33 protein-coding genes are annotated in these 20,758 nt (G+C 43.9%); 25 read left to right on the top strand and 8 right to left on the bottom strand.

Features of this window, described 5'->3' with window-relative positions; translation table 11 throughout:
* The first annotated feature begins 49 nt into the window (after positions 1-49).
* The 4 genes from ACKWMY_RS25100 (at position 50) to ACKWMY_RS25085 (ending at position 1,893) form a co-directional block, all read left to right on the top strand.
* On the top strand, positions 50-487 hold the full coding sequence (locus tag ACKWMY_RS25100) for an H-NS family nucleoid-associated regulatory protein (RefSeq protein ID WP_409487280.1): 438 nt from the start codon (positions 50-52) through the stop codon (positions 485-487).
* Positions 488-889: 402 nt separating this feature from the next.
* Positions 890-1,174: a hypothetical protein gene (locus ACKWMY_RS25095; RefSeq protein ID WP_409487279.1), complete on the top strand. Its 285-nt coding sequence runs from the start codon at positions 890-892 to the stop codon at positions 1,172-1,174.
* Between the two features lie 201 nt (positions 1,175-1,375).
* Positions 1,376-1,696 carry a PcfJ domain-containing protein gene (locus tag ACKWMY_RS25090; RefSeq protein ID WP_409487278.1) on the top strand — a complete coding sequence of 107 codons (321 nt, stop codon included), beginning with the start codon at positions 1,376-1,378 and terminating at the stop codon, positions 1,694-1,696.
* 2 nt (positions 1,697-1,698) lie between these two features.
* Positions 1,699-1,893: a hypothetical protein gene (locus ACKWMY_RS25085; RefSeq protein ID WP_409487277.1), complete on the top strand. Its 195-nt coding sequence runs from the start codon at positions 1,699-1,701 to the stop codon at positions 1,891-1,893.
* Between the two features lie 202 nt (positions 1,894-2,095).
* Here the strand turns inward: ACKWMY_RS25085 and ACKWMY_RS25080 are convergent, their stop codons facing one another.
* Positions 2,096-2,374, bottom strand: a complete 279-nt coding sequence (locus ACKWMY_RS25080) for a hypothetical protein (protein WP_409487276.1) — start codon at positions 2,372-2,374, stop codon at positions 2,096-2,098.
* A gap of 882 nt (positions 2,375-3,256) precedes the next feature.
* Here ACKWMY_RS25080 and ACKWMY_RS25075 point away from each other — a divergent pair.
* From ACKWMY_RS25075 to ACKWMY_RS25065, 3 genes are read left to right on the top strand one after another with little or no spacing between them, the layout of a single operon-like run.
* Complete coding sequence (locus ACKWMY_RS25075; RefSeq protein WP_409487275.1) at positions 3,257-3,502, top strand: hypothetical protein; 246 nt, start codon at positions 3,257-3,259, stop codon at positions 3,500-3,502.
* 41 nt (positions 3,503-3,543) lie between these two features.
* Entirely contained in the window at positions 3,544-3,810 is a 267-nt protein-coding gene (locus ACKWMY_RS25070; protein ID WP_065684450.1) for a hypothetical protein, read from the top strand.
* A 25-nt stretch (positions 3,811-3,835) separates the two neighbouring features.
* The gene (locus ACKWMY_RS25065) at positions 3,836-4,315 is read left to right on the top strand and encodes an Hcp family type VI secretion system effector (RefSeq protein ID WP_074031956.1); all 480 of its coding nucleotides are present in this window, start codon (positions 3,836-3,838) and stop codon (positions 4,313-4,315) included.
* Between the two features lie 73 nt (positions 4,316-4,388).
* Here ACKWMY_RS25065 and ACKWMY_RS25060 read toward each other — a convergent pair whose 3' ends face one another.
* The gene (locus ACKWMY_RS25060) at positions 4,389-4,694 is read right to left on the bottom strand and encodes a DUF1493 family protein (protein WP_409487274.1); all 306 of its coding nucleotides are present in this window, start codon (positions 4,692-4,694) and stop codon (positions 4,389-4,391) included.
* Positions 4,694-5,140: an STM2901 family protein gene (locus tag ACKWMY_RS25055; RefSeq protein WP_409487273.1), complete on the bottom strand. Its 447-nt coding sequence runs from the start codon at positions 5,138-5,140 to the stop codon at positions 4,694-4,696. Before ACKWMY_RS25055 ends, ACKWMY_RS25060 begins: the two co-directional genes overlap by 1 nt.
* Positions 5,141-5,703: 563 nt before the next feature.
* Here ACKWMY_RS25055 and ACKWMY_RS25050 point away from each other — a divergent pair.
* Positions 5,704-6,486, top strand: a complete 783-nt coding sequence (locus ACKWMY_RS25050) for a tyrosine-type recombinase/integrase (protein ID WP_409487272.1) — start codon at positions 5,704-5,706, stop codon at positions 6,484-6,486.
* Positions 6,487-6,577: 91 nt separating this feature from the next.
* Here ACKWMY_RS25050 and yjeJ read toward each other — a convergent pair whose 3' ends face one another.
* A complete protein-coding gene (gene yjeJ / locus ACKWMY_RS25045) occupies positions 6,578-7,435 on the bottom strand; it encodes a YjeJ family protein (RefSeq protein WP_409487271.1) in 858 nt (285 codons plus the stop codon).
* 543 nt (positions 7,436-7,978) lie between these two features.
* Here yjeJ and ACKWMY_RS25040 point away from each other — a divergent pair.
* The 6 genes from ACKWMY_RS25040 (at position 7,979) to ACKWMY_RS25015 (ending at position 11,583) form a co-directional block, all read left to right on the top strand.
* Positions 7,979-8,446, top strand: a complete 468-nt coding sequence (locus ACKWMY_RS25040; protein ID WP_409487270.1) for a hypothetical protein — start codon at positions 7,979-7,981, stop codon at positions 8,444-8,446.
* 269 nt (positions 8,447-8,715) lie between these two features.
* Positions 8,716-9,540 (top strand): SprT-like domain-containing protein, encoded by an 825-nt coding sequence (locus tag ACKWMY_RS25035; protein ID WP_409487269.1) that lies wholly within the window; start codon positions 8,716-8,718, stop codon positions 9,538-9,540.
* Between the two features lie 110 nt (positions 9,541-9,650).
* Complete coding sequence (locus tag ACKWMY_RS25030) at positions 9,651-9,893, top strand: hypothetical protein (protein WP_074031961.1); 243 nt, start codon at positions 9,651-9,653, stop codon at positions 9,891-9,893.
* Positions 9,894-9,904: 11 nt separating this feature from the next.
* The gene (locus ACKWMY_RS25025) at positions 9,905-10,132 is read left to right on the top strand and encodes an antirestriction protein ArdR (RefSeq protein WP_409487268.1); all 228 of its coding nucleotides are present in this window, start codon (positions 9,905-9,907) and stop codon (positions 10,130-10,132) included.
* Between the two features lie 360 nt (positions 10,133-10,492).
* On the top strand, positions 10,493-11,137 hold the full coding sequence (locus ACKWMY_RS25020; protein ID WP_074031963.1) for an AAA family ATPase: 645 nt from the start codon (positions 10,493-10,495) through the stop codon (positions 11,135-11,137).
* A gap of 128 nt (positions 11,138-11,265) precedes the next feature.
* Positions 11,266-11,583, top strand: coding sequence for a hypothetical protein (locus ACKWMY_RS25015; protein WP_074031964.1), 318 nt, complete (start codon positions 11,266-11,268; stop codon positions 11,581-11,583).
* 24 nt (positions 11,584-11,607) lie between these two features.
* On the opposite strand, the gene ACKWMY_RS25010 is transcribed toward ACKWMY_RS25015, so the two are convergent.
* The 4 genes from ACKWMY_RS25010 to ACKWMY_RS24995 form a co-directional block, all read right to left on the bottom strand.
* Positions 11,608-12,672 carry a hypothetical protein gene (locus tag ACKWMY_RS25010; protein ID WP_409487267.1) on the bottom strand — a complete coding sequence of 355 codons (1,065 nt, stop codon included), beginning with the start codon at positions 12,670-12,672 and terminating at the stop codon, positions 11,608-11,610.
* Between the two features lie 15 nt (positions 12,673-12,687).
* Complete coding sequence (locus tag ACKWMY_RS25005; RefSeq protein ID WP_409487266.1) at positions 12,688-13,050, bottom strand: DUF2726 domain-containing protein; 363 nt, start codon at positions 13,048-13,050, stop codon at positions 12,688-12,690.
* Positions 13,051-13,273: 223 nt separating this feature from the next.
* A complete protein-coding gene (locus ACKWMY_RS25000; protein WP_409487265.1) occupies positions 13,274-13,735 on the bottom strand; it encodes a hypothetical protein in 462 nt (153 codons plus the stop codon).
* 9 nt (positions 13,736-13,744) lie between these two features.
* A complete protein-coding gene (locus ACKWMY_RS24995) occupies positions 13,745-14,683 on the bottom strand; it encodes a RepB family plasmid replication initiator protein (RefSeq protein WP_409487264.1) in 939 nt (312 codons plus the stop codon).
* 1,053 nt (positions 14,684-15,736) lie between these two features.
* Here ACKWMY_RS24995 and ACKWMY_RS24990 point away from each other — a divergent pair.
* The 11 genes from ACKWMY_RS24990 (at position 15,737) to ACKWMY_RS24940 (ending at position 20,575) form a co-directional block, all read left to right on the top strand.
* A complete protein-coding gene (locus tag ACKWMY_RS24990; protein WP_409487263.1) occupies positions 15,737-16,429 on the top strand; it encodes a hypothetical protein in 693 nt (230 codons plus the stop codon).
* 69 nt (positions 16,430-16,498) lie between these two features.
* Positions 16,499-16,750 carry a type II toxin-antitoxin system Phd/YefM family antitoxin gene (locus ACKWMY_RS24985; protein ID WP_074031969.1) on the top strand — a complete coding sequence of 84 codons (252 nt, stop codon included), beginning with the start codon at positions 16,499-16,501 and terminating at the stop codon, positions 16,748-16,750.
* Complete coding sequence (locus ACKWMY_RS24980) at positions 16,740-17,021, top strand: type II toxin-antitoxin system RelE family toxin (RefSeq protein WP_074031970.1); 282 nt, start codon at positions 16,740-16,742, stop codon at positions 17,019-17,021. The genes ACKWMY_RS24985 and ACKWMY_RS24980 overlap by 11 nt, the downstream gene beginning before the upstream one ends.
* Before the next feature lie 43 nt (positions 17,022-17,064).
* The gene (locus ACKWMY_RS24975) at positions 17,065-17,625 is read left to right on the top strand and encodes a hypothetical protein (RefSeq protein WP_409487262.1); all 561 of its coding nucleotides are present in this window, start codon (positions 17,065-17,067) and stop codon (positions 17,623-17,625) included.
* The gene (locus ACKWMY_RS24970) at positions 17,618-17,887 is read left to right on the top strand and encodes a hypothetical protein (protein ID WP_409487261.1); all 270 of its coding nucleotides are present in this window, start codon (positions 17,618-17,620) and stop codon (positions 17,885-17,887) included. Before ACKWMY_RS24975 ends, ACKWMY_RS24970 begins: the two co-directional genes overlap by 8 nt.
* Positions 17,884-18,318: a hypothetical protein gene (locus tag ACKWMY_RS24965; protein WP_409487260.1), complete on the top strand. Its 435-nt coding sequence runs from the start codon at positions 17,884-17,886 to the stop codon at positions 18,316-18,318. The genes ACKWMY_RS24970 and ACKWMY_RS24965 overlap by 4 nt, the downstream gene beginning before the upstream one ends.
* A 479-nt stretch (positions 18,319-18,797) precedes the next feature.
* Positions 18,798-19,313 carry a J domain-containing protein gene (locus ACKWMY_RS24960; RefSeq protein ID WP_409487259.1) on the top strand — a complete coding sequence of 172 codons (516 nt, stop codon included), beginning with the start codon at positions 18,798-18,800 and terminating at the stop codon, positions 19,311-19,313.
* A gap of 137 nt (positions 19,314-19,450) precedes the next feature.
* Positions 19,451-19,681, top strand: a complete 231-nt coding sequence (locus ACKWMY_RS24955; RefSeq protein WP_409487258.1) for a hypothetical protein — start codon at positions 19,451-19,453, stop codon at positions 19,679-19,681.
* A gap of 12 nt (positions 19,682-19,693) precedes the next feature.
* Positions 19,694-19,885 carry a hypothetical protein gene (locus tag ACKWMY_RS24950; RefSeq protein WP_409487257.1) on the top strand — a complete coding sequence of 64 codons (192 nt, stop codon included), beginning with the start codon at positions 19,694-19,696 and terminating at the stop codon, positions 19,883-19,885.
* A gap of 123 nt (positions 19,886-20,008) precedes the next feature.
* The gene (locus ACKWMY_RS24945) at positions 20,009-20,218 is read left to right on the top strand and encodes a hypothetical protein (protein WP_409487256.1); all 210 of its coding nucleotides are present in this window, start codon (positions 20,009-20,011) and stop codon (positions 20,216-20,218) included.
* Positions 20,219-20,371: 153 nt separating this feature from the next.
* The gene (locus ACKWMY_RS24940) at positions 20,372-20,575 is read left to right on the top strand and encodes a hypothetical protein (protein ID WP_409487255.1); all 204 of its coding nucleotides are present in this window, start codon (positions 20,372-20,374) and stop codon (positions 20,573-20,575) included.
* The last annotated feature ends 183 nt before the right edge of the window (positions 20,576-20,758 follow it).

Raw genomic sequence — 20,758 nt, 5'->3', positions numbered from 1 at the left:
TCACAGGTAAACTGGGCTTTGAGTTCTCTAAAAAATCTAAGGGGAAATGATGAGCGACAACGACATCTATAGCAAAGTTAGAGGTATTTTGTCTAATATTCGTTCTGTACGCGCATTTGCGCGTGAAACAGACTTCGATCTGCTGATTGAAATGCAAGAAAAACTGAACATCGTTATCGAAGAACGGCGTGAAGATGCTGAGCGAGAGAAGCAAGAACGTGCTGTACGTGAGACAAAACGCCTGGAACTGCTACAGTTGATCCAATCAGAAGGTTTTGACCCTAGCGAGCTGCTGGGTATCGAATCGGCTGGCGGCGCAGCCAAAAAGTCAAAAACAGGTGTTAAACGTGCGCCTAAGTATCAGTATGAGCTGGATGGTCAAACACTTTACTGGTCGGGTGTTGGTCGTAAACCTAGACAGATTCAAGATGCATTGGATCAGGGGAAGACTTTAGACAGCTTCCTCATCCCATCAGAAAATCAGTAACCGATAGCTAATATATTAAATAATATATATCCGACATATTTCTAATGTGTCGGATTTTTTTCTGCCTGCTATCCTGCAACAAAAGTTAAAATGCTATCACCTTTTGTTATCCACAAATCCACATGAGCAAAGCCAGTGAAGCGGAGAGGCCAACAAGCCACCTCCGCGAACGGGAGCGCCCTGATAGCCGGTGCAAGGCTATCAGGGGCGATTGTGGAGTTCGTGGTTAACAAAGAGCCGCTAAGCGTTTATTCATAAAACAAAATAAAACTATTTTTTATTCGTCACTGTTTGCACTATTGTTTTGCATAGTTAATCGAAATTTTGCAAAGTTTCATATCTTAAAGAAAAAAAGCTACAGCTAGAAAATACCGTAAAGACACAATTAAAAAGGAAGTTGTCATGCCTCATATTAGCACATTCGTTGATCTCCTAGTGGGTATAATTATTTTTTTAGCTGTTTGCAAAGGAGTTTTTTTTTCAAAGGGAGAACCTCGCGCCATAAAAGCTATGATTATTTACTGTATTTCGTTTATCCCTTTTTATAGCTCGCTTTTATTCATCGAAAATTTGTGGGTAAACCTTATGTTTGCTCTACTTAACTTAGCAGCAATGTTTGTTTTTATCGCTTCTTTAACGTCTATGATAGCTAAGTACATGAAACAACGGAAAATCAAGGCGGGGTGACACCCCGCACCCGTCTAAATAAAAGCTCAGTAAGCCTTTTAGCTACCCATAACAGTGATATATACTCGTTTAATTGATAGGAATAATTATGCTTTGTGAGAAAATTGGCCTTCGCTTCAGCGATTGGCAACAAAATGGATGGTGGAGTATAGGGTAAACAGTAGCCATTTAGGAGAGTATATAAAGCCAGAATGGGATGGAGTGGCGGTTGATTGGTCACAATCCCTAAAGGGGAGCGCTAAGGTCAGTGAGATCACCTGTCTGGTTGATTTGGAAAATGAAGGAAATGCCATGCAACATTGTGTTGTTACCTATCATGGTTTTTGCGCTTATGGCAGTTACCGCGTTTTCTCTCTTAACATGAATAATGAGAGGGCGACTCTGGGTTTAAGTCGTATGCCAAATAAAGCTATTTTCCAGCATGATCAGATCCGTGGCTTGTCAAACGATGCCGTTTCAAATGACATGGTTAAACTGGGCCGTAGAGTCCTAAGCATAGTAAATAAAAGGATAGGGGTGTAATTATGTTTGATATAGATTGGTGGTTTATTATTTTGGCTGGAATGGGATTCCTCTCTGTCTATAGAGTCATAATCCTGACGGCTGATATAATAAAGGATCGCAGGTGGAAAACTTTAGGGGTGGTGGTCACTTTCAGTATTCTTGCCTGTGGGCTTCTGGGGGCGGCAGCATGGAAGATTTTGTTTAGTCACGTTTGATAGCAATTCTGCGCTCGAGGCCTTGCTCTTGGTGTGCTGAGTGCTATCAATTTTCGTCACCGGCAGCGCCAGCTGCGCGACCAAATCCTATCATTTTCGCGTTGGCCGTGTGCTCCGGGCGGTCGGTTTTGATAGCGCCGCCCTGATTGGGCTTTACGGGAATAAAGCCCAACCGGGCGAACGGGCTAAGAAAAGCTACTTACTAATCCTGTGTCGATTTTGCATTGAAAGATTGGTGATTTTCCATTGAAAGAACCACGCTGACCCCATCATCACCCTCAATGTTGACGATTTCAATTTCTCCGTTTTTTGCCATGCTATGTAATGTAATGATTATCAAATCCCTTGCAGCAGCATCAGGATGTCCTGGTTGAAATCCAAAATCATATACAAAACTAAAGTCTTTTTTCGAGGGGAATGCCGCATTGGCTAACTTTAGAATTTTTTCCCGTATGGCATGGCTTGGTTCAATCTTGTTCATTGTGACCACCTAATTAATTTAAGTTTATGATTGAGTGAAGTCTAAATTTCAATAACCATCGACTTCTGTGAGCGATTATAACAGATTTATAAAACCATTTTTTTCGTTGGCGAGTGCAGGCGCCTTACTGAAAAAAATACGCCTAGGTGGGCAATCAGTTAACGGCAGACTTTCAGACGCAAGAAGATAAAGCGCGCTTGCTCGATGATAGCAATTCTGCGCTCTATGCCTGGTGCTTGGGTGAACAAGTGCTATCAAATTTCGCCACCGGCAGCGCCAGCTGTGCGACCAACTCCTATCATTTTCGCGTTGGCCGTGTTGTCCGGGCAGTCAGTTATGATAGCGCCGCCCTGATTGGGCAATAGCGGCAGGAACGGCGTTCCGCCTGGTTTATTAAAATGTTAATATCGTGGGCCAGTAACGTGAGACAGGATGGTTATGCTAACTAAAATACTACATAAAATTCTTGTAATGCTGTGCTTCTGTTTTATCGCAGCATTTTTACTGCTTATGGTGTCGGTGCCTTTTCTCGTCACATGGGAACCCGATACCATTCGTAAGGATATCCTAATCACTGCGGTATCCTATGGCCTGCTTGCCTATGGTAGTTATCATTATCTTGTCGGACGTCCGCGCCGTTAAGGCATTGTTGATAGCATTTCCGTTCTCGATGCCTGGTGTCTGGTCAAGCGAGTGCTATCAATTTTCGCGACCGGCAGCAGTTGAAGCCCTTTTAAACGCTATCAAATCGGTGTTGGCCGCTCGCTCCGGGCGGTCAGTTCTGATCGCGCTGTGCTAATCTTGACAGGATTGTTAAAAATGCACACTTAGCGTACACTTTTACAAGCTTGGGCTTCCGCCCTAATAAAGGGAGTTACTGGTATGGATAAAGAAAAAGAAACACGGACTTTTTTCGGTCATCAATCCCCGGCCATGGCTGAATTGTCAGAAAAAATTAGCCATAGTTTGAGTGAAAGCCCATTAGCGCCTGAAGAGAAAATGGCGCTTATGATGAAACGATGCATTTCATTGTTTGGCATAATGAAAACTGACACCGCTGAAATGAAAGTCTCAGATGGTCGTACACTCAAGCTTACGCGTGAAAAAATACCCTCACGTTTTCATTAGTATCAACATACACTCGTTTTATTACTAACAGAGTCAGTGATATGGAAATTGCCAAGAGCTTTTTAGATAAAGTGAATAACGAATTAAAAGATGAGGCTGTAAGTCAGTTAGATCAACAACTCATGCGTGCGGTTAATGATAGCGTCATGGCTCCAGAGGAAGCATTGTTAGTCATGATGGAATTAATATTCACACTGTTTGCTGAAACCGAGGGCCATTACGCTGAAATGAAGTATGCTGATGGCAATGGCGTTCACCACAAATTCACGCTGGAAATTAAAGTTCCGGCAGGCTCTAATGAAAAATAATGTCTACTTTATATAAGGAAATACTATGTCTAGCCTGATTTATGTGAGTCTTAATGGAAAGAAACAAGGTTTGATTTCCGCCGGATGTTCATCATTCGATTCCATTGGTAACAGAACCCAGACAGGTCATGAAGACCAAGCACAAGTGTTAGAGTTAGATCATAGTATCACGCGTGAGCAGAACGTACAGCATCACCCTGTACATTTTATTAAACCTATCGATAAGTCCTCACCTTTGTTAGCGATGGCAATTTCTGGCAACGAGCTTATTGAGGCGATATTTTATTTTTACAGGATAAATACGACTGGGCAATTAGAGCTTTATTACGAAATCAAACTGACGGAAGCCAGTATTGTCGATATTACGTGCATCTATCCGCATTCCATCAATGATAATGACATGATGCCGCATGAGAAGATTGTCCTTAAATATAAATCTATTTCCTGGAATCACCGGATGGCGGGTACGTCGGGTTATAGCATTTGGGATGATAGGGTCTTTTAAGCGTTAACGGCATAAACCGAGCCCATAACATGATCGTCTAGGCTGTATGATAATACAGGGGGCAATGAGTCTCTTATTGATACAGCCATTTTCCCGCTTTTGCGGATTCTATGATCATATTGACCGTGAGGGGTTTGTATGCCCTTCGTTGTAGCTTCTTCCACCACAACCATACAGGCCATTCCGGTTCAAAGTATTCATCCAAATCAAAGTTATCATGGGATATCGCGTAACGCGTGAACAGGTCGACGAGCATTTCCTCTAACTCTTCCTGAACAAAATTAAAGTGCTCTTGAAAAGTCCATTCTTTAAGGACGGGCTTTTTATGCAGACTATATTTTTCAGTCAGGTAGGTTAGGATTTCAGTTTCATCGACCATTAGAAAGGCGTCCATTCAATACGGTGTTCAGGTCGTGCGATCAGATTGTATTTATTCCGTGTTTCTTTGGCTATGATGCTAAAAACGATCATTGCCTGAACGTAGCCCACATAGGGGGCATATCGCCCTACGGCTGTCCCGATCTTGCTGGTCATACGGGTTTTCATAAAACCGACAGGTGTTTCTACTGGCCCAGCAAAACGCATATCTTTAAAGATCTTTCGAGAGGCTTTAGAGGCAACGCTTGTCCCCCAGGTTGATTTGCCTAACCCTTTTTTTTTCGGTATCAGGGGCAAGCCTGAGATGATCATCGCTGCGCTTTCTATGGCAAGCCCTTCATGCTTGGCAAATTCTTCTACAAATATTATCCAAAACAATTCTTGAGCGGTGACATTGTCTATTCCGTGATAGTAATACGTGCCATTGAGTTCTTCGGTAGTATCCATTCTACTCATTCTCCACATCAAATAATGGTTGTCATCATACCACTTTCAACAATAAGTTAAAAACTGAGCAGTTTTAGGTGTTCCGTCCCCTGATCACTGCCTGGCCTTCGCCGGTTGGGCTTTACAGGAGGACTCCCCAGCGCCCTACCCCGGCTCCCCTTGGCCCCGCCGTAAAACACTATATCTAGTGGCTCCATCAGCGGCGATCGTTACCAGATGTAGTGTTTGCCCCCCTTTTCGCCCCTGTTTTCGGTCCCCGGCACGTCCGGGTTAGCCTTTGCCCCTCATTGCGTTATAATCCGTTGTGGATCAGATGCCTGCACATCTGCATCCGGGGTTGGCGGCGGTAACGGGGGCGTTACTGACCGCCTCGCTCCCTCCCCTCCTGATTGGGTTTTTCCCGCACATACCGATAACTCCCCAAACACCCCAACGAACGATCACCGAATTATTGCGGTCGCCCTGCGCCGCCTGTTCTGCCACAATTTACCTCACCGGCTCACCCTGTCGTTATTTTGATGACGGGACGATGAAAAAATCGCCAGATTGCGGAGAGTAAAAAATTGCGGCTTATCCCTCACAACGACACCCAGAATTCACGTAGCGCGATCAGCCCGATGTGGGGCTATGAACACGCCGTTCGCTTACGTCAAATGGCGTTGGCCGCCGATCTGCCCCTCCCGCATTATCTGCTTGCGCCCGAAGTGGCCGTGTTGCTCTCGTACCTGCCCGACATGCGCCAGCGGTTGCTCATCGATACGCTGTGGAATACCGGTGCCAGGATCAACGAAGCGTTGGCCCTCACCCCGAACGATTTTTTCTTCAACGATGTGATGCCGTTCGTGCGGTTACGTACCCTCAAGCAGCGCACCACCAAAAAGCCGGTAGGCCGTCCGACGAAAGAGGCCAGCCATGTTGTGCCGCTGCGGGCGGTGCCGTTGCCGGATCTGGCGTATCAACGCCGGGTGCAGGAGTATTTTTCGACGTTCAAGTTGATGGCGCGACGTGCGTCACCGATTTGGGATATCAGCAGTACCGAAACCCCCCGCAACTGGTTGAAGGCCGCTGTGTGTCGGGCAAGCCGTGACGGTGTCACCTTCTCGATTACGCCTATCGTGCCCAAGACGTTCCGGCACAGCTTTGCGGTGCATCTGTTGATGAATGGGGTGCATATCAAGAAGGTGCAGGCACTGATGGGGCATGAGCGCCTGGAAAGCACGGAGGTGTACACCAAGATCTTCGCCCTGGACGTGACCCGCGATCTGGGGCTGTCGTTCTCGATGCTGCCGGAAGAGGCGATCGCCATAATGGGCGTTGGGAATATATCGAAGATATCACCCAGGTGATTTATCGGATATATCTTCTATTGGATATATCCGATATATTCTAATAGGTATTTGTTAGACATATCATATCGTGTATATTTCCGATATATATCTACGCATTACCTGCCGCTGAATGGGTAAGGTAGAGCCGGGATAATACGTCTAATGCAGCATCGAGTTCCATAGGCTGATCAGTCGGATTGTGTAGGATGTGCGTATAGATTGTATCAAACCGATGCTGATAAGCGGCTAATTGAGGATTCGCCTCTGCCACGCGTTTAGCCATGTCGAGCGTCTCTTGCGTCCCGCTTGGGATGGACGTTTTGACGATGGCCGCACATTTGACATCCTTCTTGCTGCCGTTCTTGACGGTGTAGAGGATTGCCATATGGTGTTTCAGTGCGTTCATTTGCCACGGATCTTGATTGAAATATTTATAGTCCAGTTCGCCATTCGTTCTGTACTCAACGGAGTACAGCCCCATAAAATCCAGGTTAGAGATAGCGTGTTCCATCAGTGCTTCACCGCCAGCTGCCTTTAAGGTGTGCAGTATGTAGCCGGTGAAGATCTCGATGGCGGCATCGGAGATATCGATATTCACCTGCTGGCCGTCTATGCGTTCGATATTCAGCGTGATATAGCCGTTCCCTGGCAGGGTTGTGAGTATATTAACGCCCTTTTTCCCATCCGGTGCGGTCAGCTCAGCATCGGTGAACGCCATCGTTTCTTGGCGATAGCGTGCTTGTTCCTGGTCAGTTTCCTGGTTGCTTTGGGTTGTGTTGAAAGCACCGCTTTCGTGCATCAAGGCCAGTTTGCTTTGCAGGGTAAACAACAGACCCTTTAACTTAGGGAATGCAAAGTACAACAGTTCATCGCGTCCACCGTTGAGGCGGATCTTTGTTGCCAGTGCTAGGAATTGCCCTTTACTCTTGATCGCACCAGTGATTAATCCAATCGCTTTGTTTTCCATCCTCTTTCCTTATCGGTCAATGTTGCTCAATGGTAGCATTTGGGGGAGCAAAAATGCAGCAACCGATAAGGTAAAGTAAAGAATATATTTGATATATCAATATATCAGATATATTGAAAATGGAAGCTCGTGCTGATGCACAAAATCCTCTTCCTTCTAGTGCAGTACGCGCATGTAGTGCTGTTGGGAAAGGAACGATAAGACTTCCATTACAGCGACTGGTTTCTAAAATATATGTCAGATATATCAATATATTGGATATATCCTCCATATTGGAAGGGATAACGCGAGGTTAAAACGCAAGAATCCCTGTCTTAGCGGGGGCTCTTTTGGCTGGTCTCTCTACTTGGTGGGTAGGGATCACCGTCTGCCAAGCGGGGTGGCCGACCCCATCCCCTCTTAAACGGGGGCAGTTTTGAGCGATGGTACATTGCGTACCTATCATCGGGCATCATGTTTTTATTGCCTTTTCCTGCCCGCTACATGTTGAAATAGCGAACACCCCCCCCCATATTGTTAGTACCTTAAAAAGAGGATACCAATATGTCAGCGAAAGACGCGTTTTTCCAGAAATTAGAAACGAATGGCAATGCACAAAAAGAAGGTGAAGAGGCCTTTACACATGATGTATTAGCATTCCAGGAAGATACAAAAGCACTGATTCAAGAGATAATGGGGTGGTTTGATGGATCGCCAGTAACCGCTAGTGCCAGCTCAACGCAAGTGACCGAGAACACTGACCGATTTGAAGTATCAAATCTCACCTTAAAAAATGGTGATAAAACACTAAAAATCATCCCTGAAGGTCTCTATTACGTTGGGGTGAAAGGTAACCTCGAAGTGACTATTCATCGAGCACCAGGCACATCTAAATTCAGCCTCCACTGGAAAGATGGGATAAGTAAACTACCAGGATGGGTAATTGTCTCTGGCGGTGTAGGTAATGCTCCAGTACAGCGTACTGAGTTCAACCAAGAAAACTTCTTCAAGATGATTACTGCATTCGCATGATGAACTGAGGGCTGGCTGGCTCTCAGCCCTTCATCCGCCGCCGCCCATTAAGGAGAGCATGAACGTTTTGGATTCAATGCGCGTTAGCGCATGAAGGCATAAACCATCAAATCAATCGCCTGCAGCGCATCAAGATAAGTTCAAATGATAGTAAATCCCCTACCAGGTACGCATGTATAACCCTAAATTTGATAGCAAAATGTATTGTACAATACATTTATGTATGCCATTATCTGTTTTGTACATTATACACTTTAAGGAACGCAAAGATGGAGAGGGCTAACCGTGCAACAGAACGCGCTTATGCTGAGCTGCAACAGGCGTATGACTTCTATAACCAGCGTTTGTTCGGCGGTCAGCTGCCGGACTGCCTGATTACCTTCCAGCGCGGAAAGAACACGATGGGCTATTTCAGCCGTAATCGGTTTGTTTCACCGGCGGACGGCACGCAGATAGATGAGATAGCCCTCAACCCTGAGTATTTTCCGGTCTACCCGCTGATCGAGGTCATGCAGACATTGGTACATGAGCAGTGTCATATGTGGCAATTCCACTACGGTAAGCCATCCCGCAAGGGATATCACAATGCAGAGTGGGCAGCGAAGATGGAAGCCGTAGGGCTAATGCCATCGTCGACCGGCAGACCGGGCGGCGACAAACTCGGTCAGTCGATCAACGATTACCCAATCCCCGGCGGCCGCTTCCAGAAAGAAACGCTGGAACTGTTCCGTACCGGCTTTGCGCTCAGTTGGTTTGACCGGTTTCCGGTCAAAGTGGAACAACCGAAAGACCTGACGCCAATAATCGAACAATGGCGGGAAACGCTCGCCCAGGCACTACAGGCGAACCCCGCAGGGGTAATTCAACAGGATGCCGCGGAAGTTGAACGGCTGCTGACGTTGGCATTGGTGCCATCCGTGCAAGTTACCGATGAAGGAGACGATTCGGAGGTGGCAGGGATTGTTCTGCAACCGAAACCTAAAACACGGCATAAACATGTTTGCCCTAAGTGCGGTGCAGCGGCATGGGGCAAACCCGGGTTGAATATTCTGTGTGGCAAGTGCAACGTCGCATTTACCGATGTCGATAAGTAATCTGCTATCAGAACCATCGGCACCGGCGCGATGGCCAACGCGAAATTGACGGCATAATTGGCACCCGGAACCAGGCGCCGGCCGCAAAAACACTATCAAAGGAGTAAGGAATGGGGACATTAACGATCAGGACACAGCCAGAGCACGACACAGCCCTGGTGGCCGTAGGGAATCGCTTAGGTGAAAAGACGGCCTCTCAGACATTACTCAAGTCGCTGATGTCGTATGAGCGCCACTGCGAAGAGATTGAGCAGCTCAGACGTGAGCTAAGCGCTATGAAATGGGAGCGCGATGAATTGCGCAACAAGATTGAGGACTACAAACGTGCTCATAACAACCTGTTGGCACTATAAGGAGGGAAAGCATGGGTCATATCGAAATAGCGAATAAGTGGCGCGAACAGAATGAAGAACATACCAGTAACGGCGTTGTTCTGATCTGGGCGGGTGAAGTCTACGGTTGGAAGAACTGTCTGCGTGATGCACAGCATGAGCGCCCAGGAGCGATCGCTGTGGATGCCGACGAACATGTATTCATAGCCGAAGGGGGGAATGACGATGACGGCGCGAAACGGTGGGTCGTTCAAAAGTAATTGCAAGACTTGAAGGGGGCAAAGCCCCTTATCTTCTTACTATTTTAGTTACATCATCCACGGCTATTTAATAGCCACCACTTTACCACCGCAATTACCCTTGATTCTGATAGCCCAACAGGCCAAAAAGCCACTATCTAGCTCGGAGCAATCCGTTGGAAGTGGCTTATATGAAGCAGTTTTCGCCACAAATCGAATAACCACAACCACATGCCTCGGAACTGGAAGCATCACTTCCTTCCTTTGGACAACGTATCACTGATATATCATAGATAATATATCCGATATATTCATGTTGACATATATCAGATAAATGTTAACCTGAATATATCGGACATATTACTAACACTCGAGGTCATCATGATTGTACTGATAGGTAGTCATAAAGGCGGTGTAGGGAAATCTACGAAAGCGGCCAATATCGCCGTAGCGGCACGTTACATGACAAACAAAACCATCGCTATGGTGGGTTCTGACAAGCTGGGTTGTCTCAAAAGCTGGTACTCCCGACGCCAGGAAGCGGGGTTGCCGTCCTTTACCTTCGTGGAGGCTTATGGAGATCTGCGTAAGGAGCTCACCGAGCTCAGTAAGCGCTACGATATCGTCCTGGTTGATACCGCAGGTCACGATAGCCAGGAATTCCGCTCAGCGTTGACTGTGAGCGATATTCTGTTATCACCTATAAAACCGTCTTCGCAATCAGAAATAGACTCAATAGCGGCCCTGACAGAAACCGTAAGAACAGCACAAGAAAAGCACAACCCATCACTAAAAGCGCACCTGGTCTTTAACCGGTGTTCAACCCGAAGCGGTAACACCGATGCTACTGATTTAGCCAATATGCTTAAAAGCGATGAATATTGGTTACAGCCAACGAAACAGCGGATCGGTGAGCGCACAGTTTACGTCAAAACCTTTAACGCAGGGCAGGGAGTACATGAAGCAAAAGACGGCCAAGCTAAAGGCGAGATTGAATTGCTGTGCCATGAAGTAGGGATTTTCTAATTCCATAGAACCACAATATCGAACCAGGGCCGCGAACTTCTGTTATAGATCATCTTAGCGGTATATGCATTATCGCAGGCTTCATCTTTTCCCTGGTCGCGATAAAACAAAAATAAAGGTAAATCATTATGTCAACCAAACCTAAAGTGCAATTACCAAGCCGTAAAGTTACAACAGATAGTGAGTCGGTAACTGCTACGGAACAAGTAACAGCATTTATTCGTGAAGGGGATAAACGTCCAGAATCCCGTAAAAAGGTTAAACCCACATTGTTTACCTTGACGGAAGAGGAAAAAGATTTTGTAGAAAACACCGCCAAAAGAACCGGCGCGACAAAAACTAACGTCATCCGTGCTGCTTTAAAAACCCTGGCTAAGTTAGACGATAACGACCTGCTGATGTTGCTAGGTGAAATCAGTCTGCGAAGCCCTGGAAGGTGGAATTAAAAAAAGCCCCTTTCGGGGCTTTTCTCATTCAACGACAAAATCATGCACTTTATTGGAGGAACTATAAACAACAGATGAGGCTGTTCCGACGCAAAACTCGTTGAATCCATTTAAAACACGAAGGTCATTTAAAAAAACTTTTACTCTTTTGTTTCCAGCAAGCATTGCGTTTAGTTTTTCTCGCTGCTCTTCACTTACCCCGATCTTATCCATTCTTTCTTTCGATTGTTCGTTATCGATAACTACATGCTGTATTAATAGCAAACAATTTTTTGAAATATTCATATAAAATGATGGGTTCCCTTTAACTTCATCAACAACAATTGCACTATCAGGAAGTAGTGGCGAATCGGTATCATAATAAAAAATATATGCTGAGGTTGATAAATCAGTAGCAGAAAAGAAGTTATCAACATAATCATCGAGCACAGTTACATGGCAAGAGCTATCTTGATAAAGGAACAGGAGGATAAGGCGAAGCCATTCTTTATATTCATCTATAGAAATAGAAAATCTAGTGCAGATGTAATTACACTGGGATTGGTTAATGGTATCGATCGCATTGTACAAATCTAGTCCGTTCTGACTTTGAATGACATATGACCCGAACGGTGAAAAATTTTTTAAAACCGTTTTTATGTGAAAAGGATTTCTAAGCCAATTCATAATTTTGTATTTGTAAACACACTTAATATAGCCTTGTAAGTTGGTATCATGGGACTCAATGCTTTCTTGATCAGGTGGGATTGTATCCTTGATCTTCACCACGCAATCTAGAAACAAGTTAACATGATTAGAAAAATCATTCTCATATCGCTGAAATAATGATTCGAAGTTCACGCTTAAACCATTGGGCAAATGTTGGATAGTGAAAATATCTTGAACTGATAACACACTATGTATGCTCTTGTTACCCATTAATTTCAAACTAGGCTTATGTGAACCTTCTTTTATATCGGATATTTTAAATTCAAATATTTTAGCATTTCTAGGATTAGACAAACTGGTTAAATTTGAACTTGAATTAAGTCTTTGCTCAACTTGAGCTATATAGTGTTGGTTTCGTGTAGAGTTAGTTAGTTTTTGCATAAATAAAAACCTTTTCTAAAAATCAATTTTATATAAATCAACAAGAGTGTTCAGACGAAAGTATTTAAATTTCAATTCAAGTGAGCATTGATTCAACAACACCTCTTTTTCTTTATTTGATTCTCCATCTGGTTGAAATTCCAATACTGCAACAGTACAATTAGAATTCAAATCATAAACGACAAAATCGACGGTATAGCTAAGTATTTTTTTTACGTCAACATAGAACTTATCACTTCCTGGATCAGCTGTCGGCTTCACCAACTCGGCCAGCTTTATCTTTGTAAATACAGCCATACCAGGCGGGCAAAGCTGTAGCAGGTTTACATAAAACTCTTTCTCAGAGTCAGTTAGTGGGTTGCGTTTTTGATAATCCATTTTTCATGTCCTTCTGTTGCGTAGCAACTCCGAGAGCCACCGGCAGGGTTGGCAAAGTGTAAGCGGATGACGGAATGAAATGACGTCAAACGGGAACACTTTGCCTATCTTGCATCGTTTGTTTCTCTTTGCTGCATGGTGCTGATCATTCTTCACTGTTCTCTATGGTAGCACAAGGAAAAGGCGTTGCAGCGCTAAAGGGTTGTGCCGCGTAGCGCCCGCATCAGCCATGCTGATTATGAGCTGTGTCACTAACGTGATTTAGCTCAGTAGAATCTTTATCGCAAACACCAAGAAGCTTAAAGAATGGCTTGTATCGAAGCATAAGGAAGTTAAGGCCAAAACCTGCTTGTGCCAGGATAACAGCACCAATACAAAAAAGCAGAGTGAAGTCAGTTCCTTTGTAAAAGTGGTGTTCGTAGACGGTGTAATAAAGAATAAGCCCCAGCACCAAAGTTAAAAACGTTAGCAGCTTTCTAAACGAATAAAGCAAGTTGATCACAAAAAGGGCGAAAGCAGTAATTACAAAGGCCAGGCTAAGTCGGCCATAAAACCAACCCGAACTTATCCAGGATAGGAGGGTGTTTGATGCATTAGCGCGTTTGCGTCTGTTCCTGGCTTTCTTGACCGTTGACTTGAAACGCTGACGTTCCTTGCCTTGTGGGAACTGATAGATATTTGACATAAAGCCTCCTTAACCTCTAAAGCCAGGCGGGATTTCTGTGTCAGGCTCAGAGATTTCATTGATATCACGCCGATAGTTGTTACCCGATACTTTCATTTCACCTTTTTTATTTAGCTCCAGCGCCTCATCTACAAAATCATCTTCTGCTTCACTCTCTTTACTTACAGAGTAGGAGAAGCGAATTTTAGAAGCCTTTCGCGCCACTTTCTCAATAACCTCGTATTTTAGTTGTTGTATTTCCGTTATTTTGTTAATCAAGTCAACATTCTTTTTTATGAAGTCTCGGTTGAAAATCTTAAACTCAGGATAAGAGTAAACCTTTTCATTATCGATGATTTTGAAAAGATTCATTTCCTCCTTCAGTTCATCGACTGTAATATCAAAGTAGCTTCTTTTACCTAAACTTATTTTTTTCCGTATCAACTGATAAAGAGAGCTTGCGTTAGTTTCTGTCAGTCTGACCGTTGATAAAAGAACTTGAGTCGTATAGTTATCTTTAAGTCGACAGATGTACGGCTCAACATGCCTTGAAAAACTTAGCTCAATTGTTGACTCACTATCTGCATAATCACAATATTCAGTCAGGTTTAATGAACGTATAGTATCAGGTGGTGATTTTTTTCCTTTCTTTGGCAAAAGTGGATCGCCAGCCCTTGCAAAGGGTTCTAAAAGTTGGCTCTTTGGTATACTGATGATACTGGATTGTAACTCGCTAGCACCTTCTTTAAGTTGCTTGTAAGCTACAGATATGTCCACATCGGCTATTAATGAGTAGTCTTTGGCAGATATCTTAAAAGACTGGCCTTGTTCCAACATCCTTTTAGAATCAAGCTGAGCTATAGCCATAAACAAGATTCGGCGAGCTGATAAAGGTAGCATAGAGAATGTTGTATTTATCTCATTACGATGACGAATTTTAGTCTTCGGTGTAACGTTAGCTAATTTCATAAAAAATCCTGTTTGACCATCCATTAGCTAAAACATAACCTAAAAGTGAGAACGCGTAAACAACGATTCTCACCCAAAGGTGAACTCATAAAACTAGCCAGTTCACCTTTCGCTCATTGATAGGTGAGCACGGAAAACCCCACACGGCATAACAGCTCACCTTTCAACTTAAGCGACAACTCACTAACGGCATACCGGCTCACCCTTCAATTTTTTATCTTAATAATCTTGGACATATCACATATATCACAGTGATATATGTGCAAATCTAGCGGTTAACTCATCGTGTAAGGAAGGTTTCCATACTCTAAACGGCATAGCAGCTCACCTTTCACGGCACACCGGCTCACCTTTCACGGCATAACGGCTCACCTTAACGGCATAACGACTCACCCTTAGCGGCATAGCAGCTCACCTTTCACGGCATAACGGCTCACCTTTGACGGCATAGGGGTTCACCTTTCACGGCATAGCCGCTCACTTTTGACGGTTTCGGTATTAAGAAAAAAGATAATTAATTAAGAAATAACAGTAGGTTATAAATGTTAAATAAATGTTACTTAAGTCTATTAAGTTAAGATCAAGTTTAAGTAAGTTAGAAGTAAGTCTTTTTAATAAGTAAAAAAAGATCAGTAATACAAAACCCTGTGGATAACTCCCGGCTTCAAAAAACACGGTCAGACCTCCTGATCGCCCCAATATGCTACTGTGTGAACGTGCTCACACTAAACGCCGTGGCAATTCCGCTTCCTCGTTTTGACAGACTACGGCTGCGCTATGCTTGCCTACGCTAGTCAAAACTGCGGCGAGCGGTGGGGAAGATCCGAAATGGATCCTTTTGAGTCTATCTAAAACGCTCTCAGAGGCGCTATACGGGGTTAGGTAATGCAACTCATCACGATAAAGCCGCAAAACGCTCTACAACCGGCTGAGGGCTTTTTAGCTCTCTTCAGCATTGCCACTTGCTTTTGCTGGGCTGTCGCTTAGGCTTACTGGTCGCCGAGCCTCGAGATGCTTCGGCTGTATTTGTTTACATCACAAGGATAATTATTAATGGCTGGAATCAATAACATACAGATGCATCGTATTGAGATGAGTATTCTGTCTCAGTGCGAATTGATGGATTTTGCGATCCTTGAGGCGATCAGTGCCGGTGATGTTGACTATTACGCGCAAACCCAGGAACAGACGATAATTGCCGACGAACGGTTAACCGAGAAAAACGCTTTATGCGACTTAGTTGAGTTTTGCAAAAGCTACTATGACCGTGATTTAGGATTTCAGTCAAAAATGGATGACGGTATTCACTGTTTCTATACTTGTTCAGTCCCGGCGGATAAATTCATTTCCTTTGCTCAGACCTATCCTCCTTTCATTGAGTTCCTCGAGAAAATGAAAGGAATACATGTTGATTTTATTGAAATAAGTCTCCCTGAAAAAATAAAGAAAATAGTCATTGATGAGTTTGTCTATGATGAAGATTCGATTGCAACCATTTTCATGGAAAAGCATAATGATAAAGAAGGGGGTAAATTTTTAATTTATGCCAATTCTAAATACGGATCTAATATAACAAAAATAACATACATGCTAGAACGGCTCTATGATTGCGAAATTGAATTGGCAGCTACTACAAATGCCGTTAAATTAATCTGCCAACGACTAAAAGAAGACATAAAAAACAAAGTTGGGATTAAATATATAAATGAATTAATGGAACCTTTTGAAGATGAATTCCAAAGCTAGAACACGTTGAAAGGTGTTTTTAATGGTGCTATTATGGGTGTTCTAATCTGATGGGTGGAGAGGGTGCATATGTCCTACCAAATCTTAACAACAACGGCGGCGTCTATCACCGACCTGAAAAAAAATCCTATGGGAACCGTTGCCGATGGTGACGGTGAAGCAGTCGCGATCCTCAATCGCAACGAACCTGCATTCTACTGCGTCCCCCCAGAGCTTTACGCCTATTATCGCGAACTGGCCGAAGATGCCGAGTTGAATCAAATCGCTGATGAGCGCATGAAAGATGCCGAGTTTGTGAGCGTTTCTCTCGATGACCTATAAACTCAAGTTCGAAAAACGGGCTCTTAAAGAGTGGGAAAAGCTGGGACACCCGATCAGGGAGCAACTGAAAAAAAAGCTAGCTGAGCGGTTAGAGAACCCACATGTGCCAGCCTCCCGGCTCAGTGGCCGCCAAAACCGCTATAAAATCAAACTTCGGTCATCCGGTTATCGACTGGTTTATGAAGTCATCGATAACGAAATTGTTCTGCTAGTGATCGCAGTTGGAAAAAGGGCAGGGGATGAAGTCTACTTAACTGCCGATAAACGGTAATTCATTAATAACGGTACGCCCCGATTGGCGATAGGAGTACAACATGCAAGAGTTTTCAAAACAGCAGATTATCACCCTTGAGCAAGTCTGTTTGCTACTCGGCGACGGGTGGCATATAGACCGCCTGCAATCTCAGCAATGGCGTCAAGTCTTGCGCTCTCCTGAGTATCGGCATTACAGCATCATAATCACATGCTCATATCACCAGTTTCGGTTGCTGGCCGTCATCGACCACCGCAGCGACAACGTAATTAATATGTCTCATAGTAAAACACCAACCGCGATCAGCCGTGATATCCGTACGCGGTTATTGGCCGGAGCCCTAGACAAACTTGCGCAAGCAGCCAGCGATCGACAAAGAGAGATTGAACGGAAACAGGCTAAAGGTTGGTTCATCGATGCACTGAGCCGCTTAGTCAGCGTCGAACGGCCTCGCTACGGCCACAGCGATAGAGTGTGTGGGTTGAACCATGAAGGGATCAGCGGTGAGGTTCAACATTACTGCTATGAAAACTATAAACTCAACCTCAAAGGGTTAACGATGGATGAAACTATTCGGATCGCTGGATTTATTAGCCAGCTAAGAGGGCAAAGCAATGTCTAAGACCTGCGTCTATCATCATGCCGGTTCCAGCGGCATGAATACGTTCAAAACAGAAGTTTTTAAATTGGATAACGGGCAATTAGAAGTCGTGTTTACACGAATCAAACGTAAACGCTTTCCTGACGGAACAGAAAAAGAATTTGTGGATCAAGTCTCACAGTTTACCGCAAACAGCAAGGAAGAATTAAAAGGGCTAGATTTACCTAAGTTACGTTCAACAAAAATTTTACTCGATTCTGATTTTTTTAAGGGTGAAGAATGATAGTCCCGCGCGGCAACGATATTGCTAAATTGAGAAATCAGTTAGGTTTGACGCAAAAAGAATTGGCTGCATTGTTTGGTGTTACGTTGGCAACGTGGCAGAAAAAGGAGTCTGAAACGTCAAAAGAGACAATTGGCATTCGACCTGGTGAGTATCATTTTTTGCTGTTGTTGGCTGGTGAGCACCCGCAGCATACGATGACACAGCTACAGCCGGAGTTGGTGACGGTACAGAATAAACCTACGGCTGATGAGGTTAGGCGAGCGCGGGAAGAGGCCGGGCTGAGCGTAGAACAAGCCGCAGCACTATTTGGTTGTCTATCGCGCAGCTGGCAGTCCAAAGAGAACCCGAACACGCGCGGAACGCTGACTGTAGGAGAGTATAATTATTTGCTCCTGCTAGCTGGTAAACACCCGTATTTGTCAATTTGATGTCAAAGGCTCGTCCTGCCATTGGGCGCCAGGCATGAAAACACCATCATTTCTGTGCCTGGTCAGCTGTCATTAACTCCATTTTTGATTGTATTAATCCCATTCTGTTTGTCCTCTGCATCCTCCCACGTAACCGTCTGCGCGTGCGCAGTCGCTAACGCCTCGGAAATCACGCTCAAAACGTCGCTGGGCGTCGTTCTGACCGCTCACCGAGGTAAGGGAGCGGTTTACTTGTACGTCGTCTGATGACGCGTATAGGCTTTGCAGGAAGGGGTGGGGTTTTGCTCTATGCAATATTGCACCGCCCAAGGGCGGGTATCAGCGGGTTGGAAATTGTATAAAATTTGGCTTTATAGTGCCGCTTTTCATGCACTTACGTGCATAAACACCTTGCAGCTGATATCAAACGATGTATAATGGTTTTATCAAATCAGCAGTGATTTGAACGGTACGCCCCGATCGGCGCTAGGAATAAAAATATGAACATTCAAGAAGCCCTTAATGTTTTCGGTTTGACTGGTGAAGTTAATCAGGCAGAACTGAAAAAAGCATTTAAACGCCTCGCTGTTAAGTATCATCCAGATAAAAACCCAATCGGCGCAGAAATGATGAAAATGATTAATGCGGCGTATGAATTCCTTACAAATAACCTTGAAAAAATAAAACAATCCCAGTCACCGAATGAAGAAGATGTTTATAACTACAGTGATGAAATTGAAAGCGTATTAAAAACGATTGTGACGTTGGAAGGGGTTGTTTTTGAAGTGATAGGAAACTGGGTTTGGATCCGTGGTGAAACTAAAAGTCATAAAGAAATACTTAAAGCACTAAAATGCAAATGGGCTCCAATTAAAAAAGTGTGGTATTACAGACCAGAGGAACATAAAAGTGTTTTCAACAGAAAAACGCATACCATCGAAGAAATTCGCGAAATGTACGGAACAAATGGACAACGAAAAGCGAAAGGGAAAAGACAGTTAGAAAAAACAAATTAATACAAGGCGGGGAAACCCGCCATTTTTTATGTATTTTCTTTATGCTATTTACCTTGGATATCAAACGATGTATAATGGATTTATTAAGTAGAAGCTACTTAATCGGAACATCCCGAACGATGATAGGATATTAAATCATGGAAATTATTGAAATAAAACTTAGTGAAGTATATGACTTTATCAGTGATGTGAACGAGGTTTTTTGCGCGTTTGAATTGGGTAAGAAATGGATAGTCACTCAAAAATATAATGACAAGCATAGAAAATATACTTCAAACTTTACCTATGATGATGCGCTAAAAAGCGCTGGCATGGGGAAAAAAATAACAGGTTCGAGTAATTTCTATATCATAAAAATTTCAGATTAAAGGAGATTTGTTATGGACGAACAACAAAAGAATGCAATTAGAAAAGTAATGGAACTCCACGGCGAAAACTGGAAAAAGGAACTTAGATATTATTGGATAAAGTCGAGTTATCCAGGTGTGCTATCATCAGTTAGTGGAACGCTGCAACAAATACGGAACCAATTCGGCCCACCTTGGTTGTCAAAGTTCAAAGGATTTAATTAATTTGCCCTTTTAATAGGGAATTTTTATTTAAATATTGCACTGGAGATCAAACGATGTATAATGAATTTATTGAATCAAGAGTGGTTCAGTCGGTACACCCCGTAGGTGATTGGAGTTAAAGATATGAATAATACTACCCGCAACATTGACACCCTCCGCTTAACGCGCTTTGAAGTTGTTTTCATTGCTGAAAATATAACTGGTGAATTGGTTGAATGCCGCAATATCACAAATGCATTAAATCAATACGATGCCGCTTATCTTTTTGGTCAGAACAATGCTCAAAAGAAATATGTCATTAAAGAAGTAAACGAAGTAATTCAACCTTTCTAAAAAAGAAAGCCGGGTTGCGCTAACAATCCGGCTCTCAGGCAAATCTAAGACTGTCGAGGAATTAAAGATGCCAATTGACATTATACAGCTGGCAACACAGCTCGCAAGCGGAAAACAAACCCACATGGTAGATTACCTGCGGGGATATGCGCTATGACCGACAAGGCGCTTTACATGAAGTCAATTCACTGCTACAAGGCGGGCGTTGAACGAATTTTTGAGCACCAATATGGGCTAACGATGGAGGATGTGTCTCTAAGTGAAGATTTTATCGAACAAGCATTTGAGGCAAAAGAGACTCCTGCGCAGCTAGTCGAATGGTTCGGCAGTAAATACGACTTAACTAAAATACAATAAGGGAAGGGGGCTTAGGCTCCCTTTTTTATGCCCGAAAGGGCATGTTAGGGGGAAAAGAACGTAACAGAAGATAGCCGGTGTTTCATTCCCCCGCAGCCGCCGAAGGCGTTACACACTTGCATAGCGCGAAACCCCTCCCTCCGCTCTGCTAAGCCAAAATTAATCTAAGCGACACAGAACCAT

Origin of the sequence: Serratia sp. J2, from assembly GCF_046269175.1 — a bacterium.
Classification (GTDB): domain Bacteria; phylum Pseudomonadota; class Gammaproteobacteria; order Enterobacterales; family Enterobacteriaceae; genus Chania; species Chania fonticola_C.
Note: the sequence above shows the minus strand (reverse complement) of the source record. Positions and strands in the feature narration are given on the sequence as shown.

What these genes read in the sequence shown, in the direction of transcription:
- ACKWMY_RS25100 (WP_409487280.1), top strand. Translation starts at nt 50, where the DNA reads ATGAGCGACAACGACATCTATAGCAAAGTTAGAGGTATTTTGTCTAAT.
- ACKWMY_RS25095 (WP_409487279.1), top strand. Translation starts at nt 890, where the DNA reads ATGCCTCATATTAGCACATTCGTTGATCTCCTAGTGGGTATAATTATT.
- ACKWMY_RS25085 (WP_409487277.1), top strand. Translation starts at nt 1,699, where the DNA reads ATGTTTGATATAGATTGGTGGTTTATTATTTTGGCTGGAATGGGATTC.
- ACKWMY_RS25080 (WP_409487276.1), bottom strand. Translation starts at nt 2,374, where the DNA reads ATGAACAAGATTGAACCAAGCCATGCCATACGGGAAAAAATTCTAAAG.
- ACKWMY_RS25075 (WP_409487275.1), top strand. Translation starts at nt 3,257, where the DNA reads ATGGATAAAGAAAAAGAAACACGGACTTTTTTCGGTCATCAATCCCCG.
- ACKWMY_RS25070 (WP_065684450.1), top strand. Translation starts at nt 3,544, where the DNA reads ATGGAAATTGCCAAGAGCTTTTTAGATAAAGTGAATAACGAATTAAAA.
- ACKWMY_RS25065 (WP_074031956.1), top strand. Translation starts at nt 3,836, where the DNA reads ATGTCTAGCCTGATTTATGTGAGTCTTAATGGAAAGAAACAAGGTTTG.
- ACKWMY_RS25060 (WP_409487274.1), bottom strand. Translation starts at nt 4,694, where the DNA reads ATGGTCGATGAAACTGAAATCCTAACCTACCTGACTGAAAAATATAGT.
- ACKWMY_RS25055 (WP_409487273.1), bottom strand. Translation starts at nt 5,140, where the DNA reads ATGGATACTACCGAAGAACTCAATGGCACGTATTACTATCACGGAATA.
- yjeJ (WP_409487271.1), bottom strand. Translation starts at nt 7,435, where the DNA reads ATGGAAAACAAAGCGATTGGATTAATCACTGGTGCGATCAAGAGTAAA.
- ACKWMY_RS25040 (WP_409487270.1), top strand. Translation starts at nt 7,979, where the DNA reads ATGTCAGCGAAAGACGCGTTTTTCCAGAAATTAGAAACGAATGGCAAT.
- ACKWMY_RS25035 (WP_409487269.1), top strand. Translation starts at nt 8,716, where the DNA reads ATGGAGAGGGCTAACCGTGCAACAGAACGCGCTTATGCTGAGCTGCAA.
- ACKWMY_RS25030 (WP_074031961.1), top strand. Translation starts at nt 9,651, where the DNA reads ATGGGGACATTAACGATCAGGACACAGCCAGAGCACGACACAGCCCTG.
- ACKWMY_RS25025 (WP_409487268.1), top strand. Translation starts at nt 9,905, where the DNA reads ATGGGTCATATCGAAATAGCGAATAAGTGGCGCGAACAGAATGAAGAA.
- ACKWMY_RS25020 (WP_074031963.1), top strand. Translation starts at nt 10,493, where the DNA reads ATGATTGTACTGATAGGTAGTCATAAAGGCGGTGTAGGGAAATCTACG.
- ACKWMY_RS25015 (WP_074031964.1), top strand. Translation starts at nt 11,266, where the DNA reads ATGTCAACCAAACCTAAAGTGCAATTACCAAGCCGTAAAGTTACAACA.
- ACKWMY_RS25010 (WP_409487267.1), bottom strand. Translation starts at nt 12,672, where the DNA reads ATGCAAAAACTAACTAACTCTACACGAAACCAACACTATATAGCTCAA.
- ACKWMY_RS25005 (WP_409487266.1), bottom strand. Translation starts at nt 13,050, where the DNA reads ATGGATTATCAAAAACGCAACCCACTAACTGACTCTGAGAAAGAGTTT.
- ACKWMY_RS25000 (WP_409487265.1), bottom strand. Translation starts at nt 13,735, where the DNA reads ATGTCAAATATCTATCAGTTCCCACAAGGCAAGGAACGTCAGCGTTTC.
- ACKWMY_RS24995 (WP_409487264.1), bottom strand. Translation starts at nt 14,683, where the DNA reads ATGAAATTAGCTAACGTTACACCGAAGACTAAAATTCGTCATCGTAAT.
- ACKWMY_RS24990 (WP_409487263.1), top strand. Translation starts at nt 15,737, where the DNA reads ATGGCTGGAATCAATAACATACAGATGCATCGTATTGAGATGAGTATT.
- ACKWMY_RS24985 (WP_074031969.1), top strand. Translation starts at nt 16,499, where the DNA reads ATGTCCTACCAAATCTTAACAACAACGGCGGCGTCTATCACCGACCTG.
- ACKWMY_RS24980 (WP_074031970.1), top strand. Translation starts at nt 16,740, where the DNA reads ATGACCTATAAACTCAAGTTCGAAAAACGGGCTCTTAAAGAGTGGGAA.
- ACKWMY_RS24975 (WP_409487262.1), top strand. Translation starts at nt 17,065, where the DNA reads ATGCAAGAGTTTTCAAAACAGCAGATTATCACCCTTGAGCAAGTCTGT.
- ACKWMY_RS24970 (WP_409487261.1), top strand. Translation starts at nt 17,618, where the DNA reads ATGTCTAAGACCTGCGTCTATCATCATGCCGGTTCCAGCGGCATGAAT.
- ACKWMY_RS24965 (WP_409487260.1), top strand. Translation starts at nt 17,884, where the DNA reads ATGATAGTCCCGCGCGGCAACGATATTGCTAAATTGAGAAATCAGTTA.
- ACKWMY_RS24960 (WP_409487259.1), top strand. Translation starts at nt 18,798, where the DNA reads ATGAACATTCAAGAAGCCCTTAATGTTTTCGGTTTGACTGGTGAAGTT.
- ACKWMY_RS24955 (WP_409487258.1), top strand. Translation starts at nt 19,451, where the DNA reads ATGGAAATTATTGAAATAAAACTTAGTGAAGTATATGACTTTATCAGT.
- ACKWMY_RS24950 (WP_409487257.1), top strand. Translation starts at nt 19,694, where the DNA reads ATGGACGAACAACAAAAGAATGCAATTAGAAAAGTAATGGAACTCCAC.
- ACKWMY_RS24945 (WP_409487256.1), top strand. Translation starts at nt 20,009, where the DNA reads ATGAATAATACTACCCGCAACATTGACACCCTCCGCTTAACGCGCTTT.
- ACKWMY_RS24940 (WP_409487255.1), top strand. Translation starts at nt 20,372, where the DNA reads ATGACCGACAAGGCGCTTTACATGAAGTCAATTCACTGCTACAAGGCG.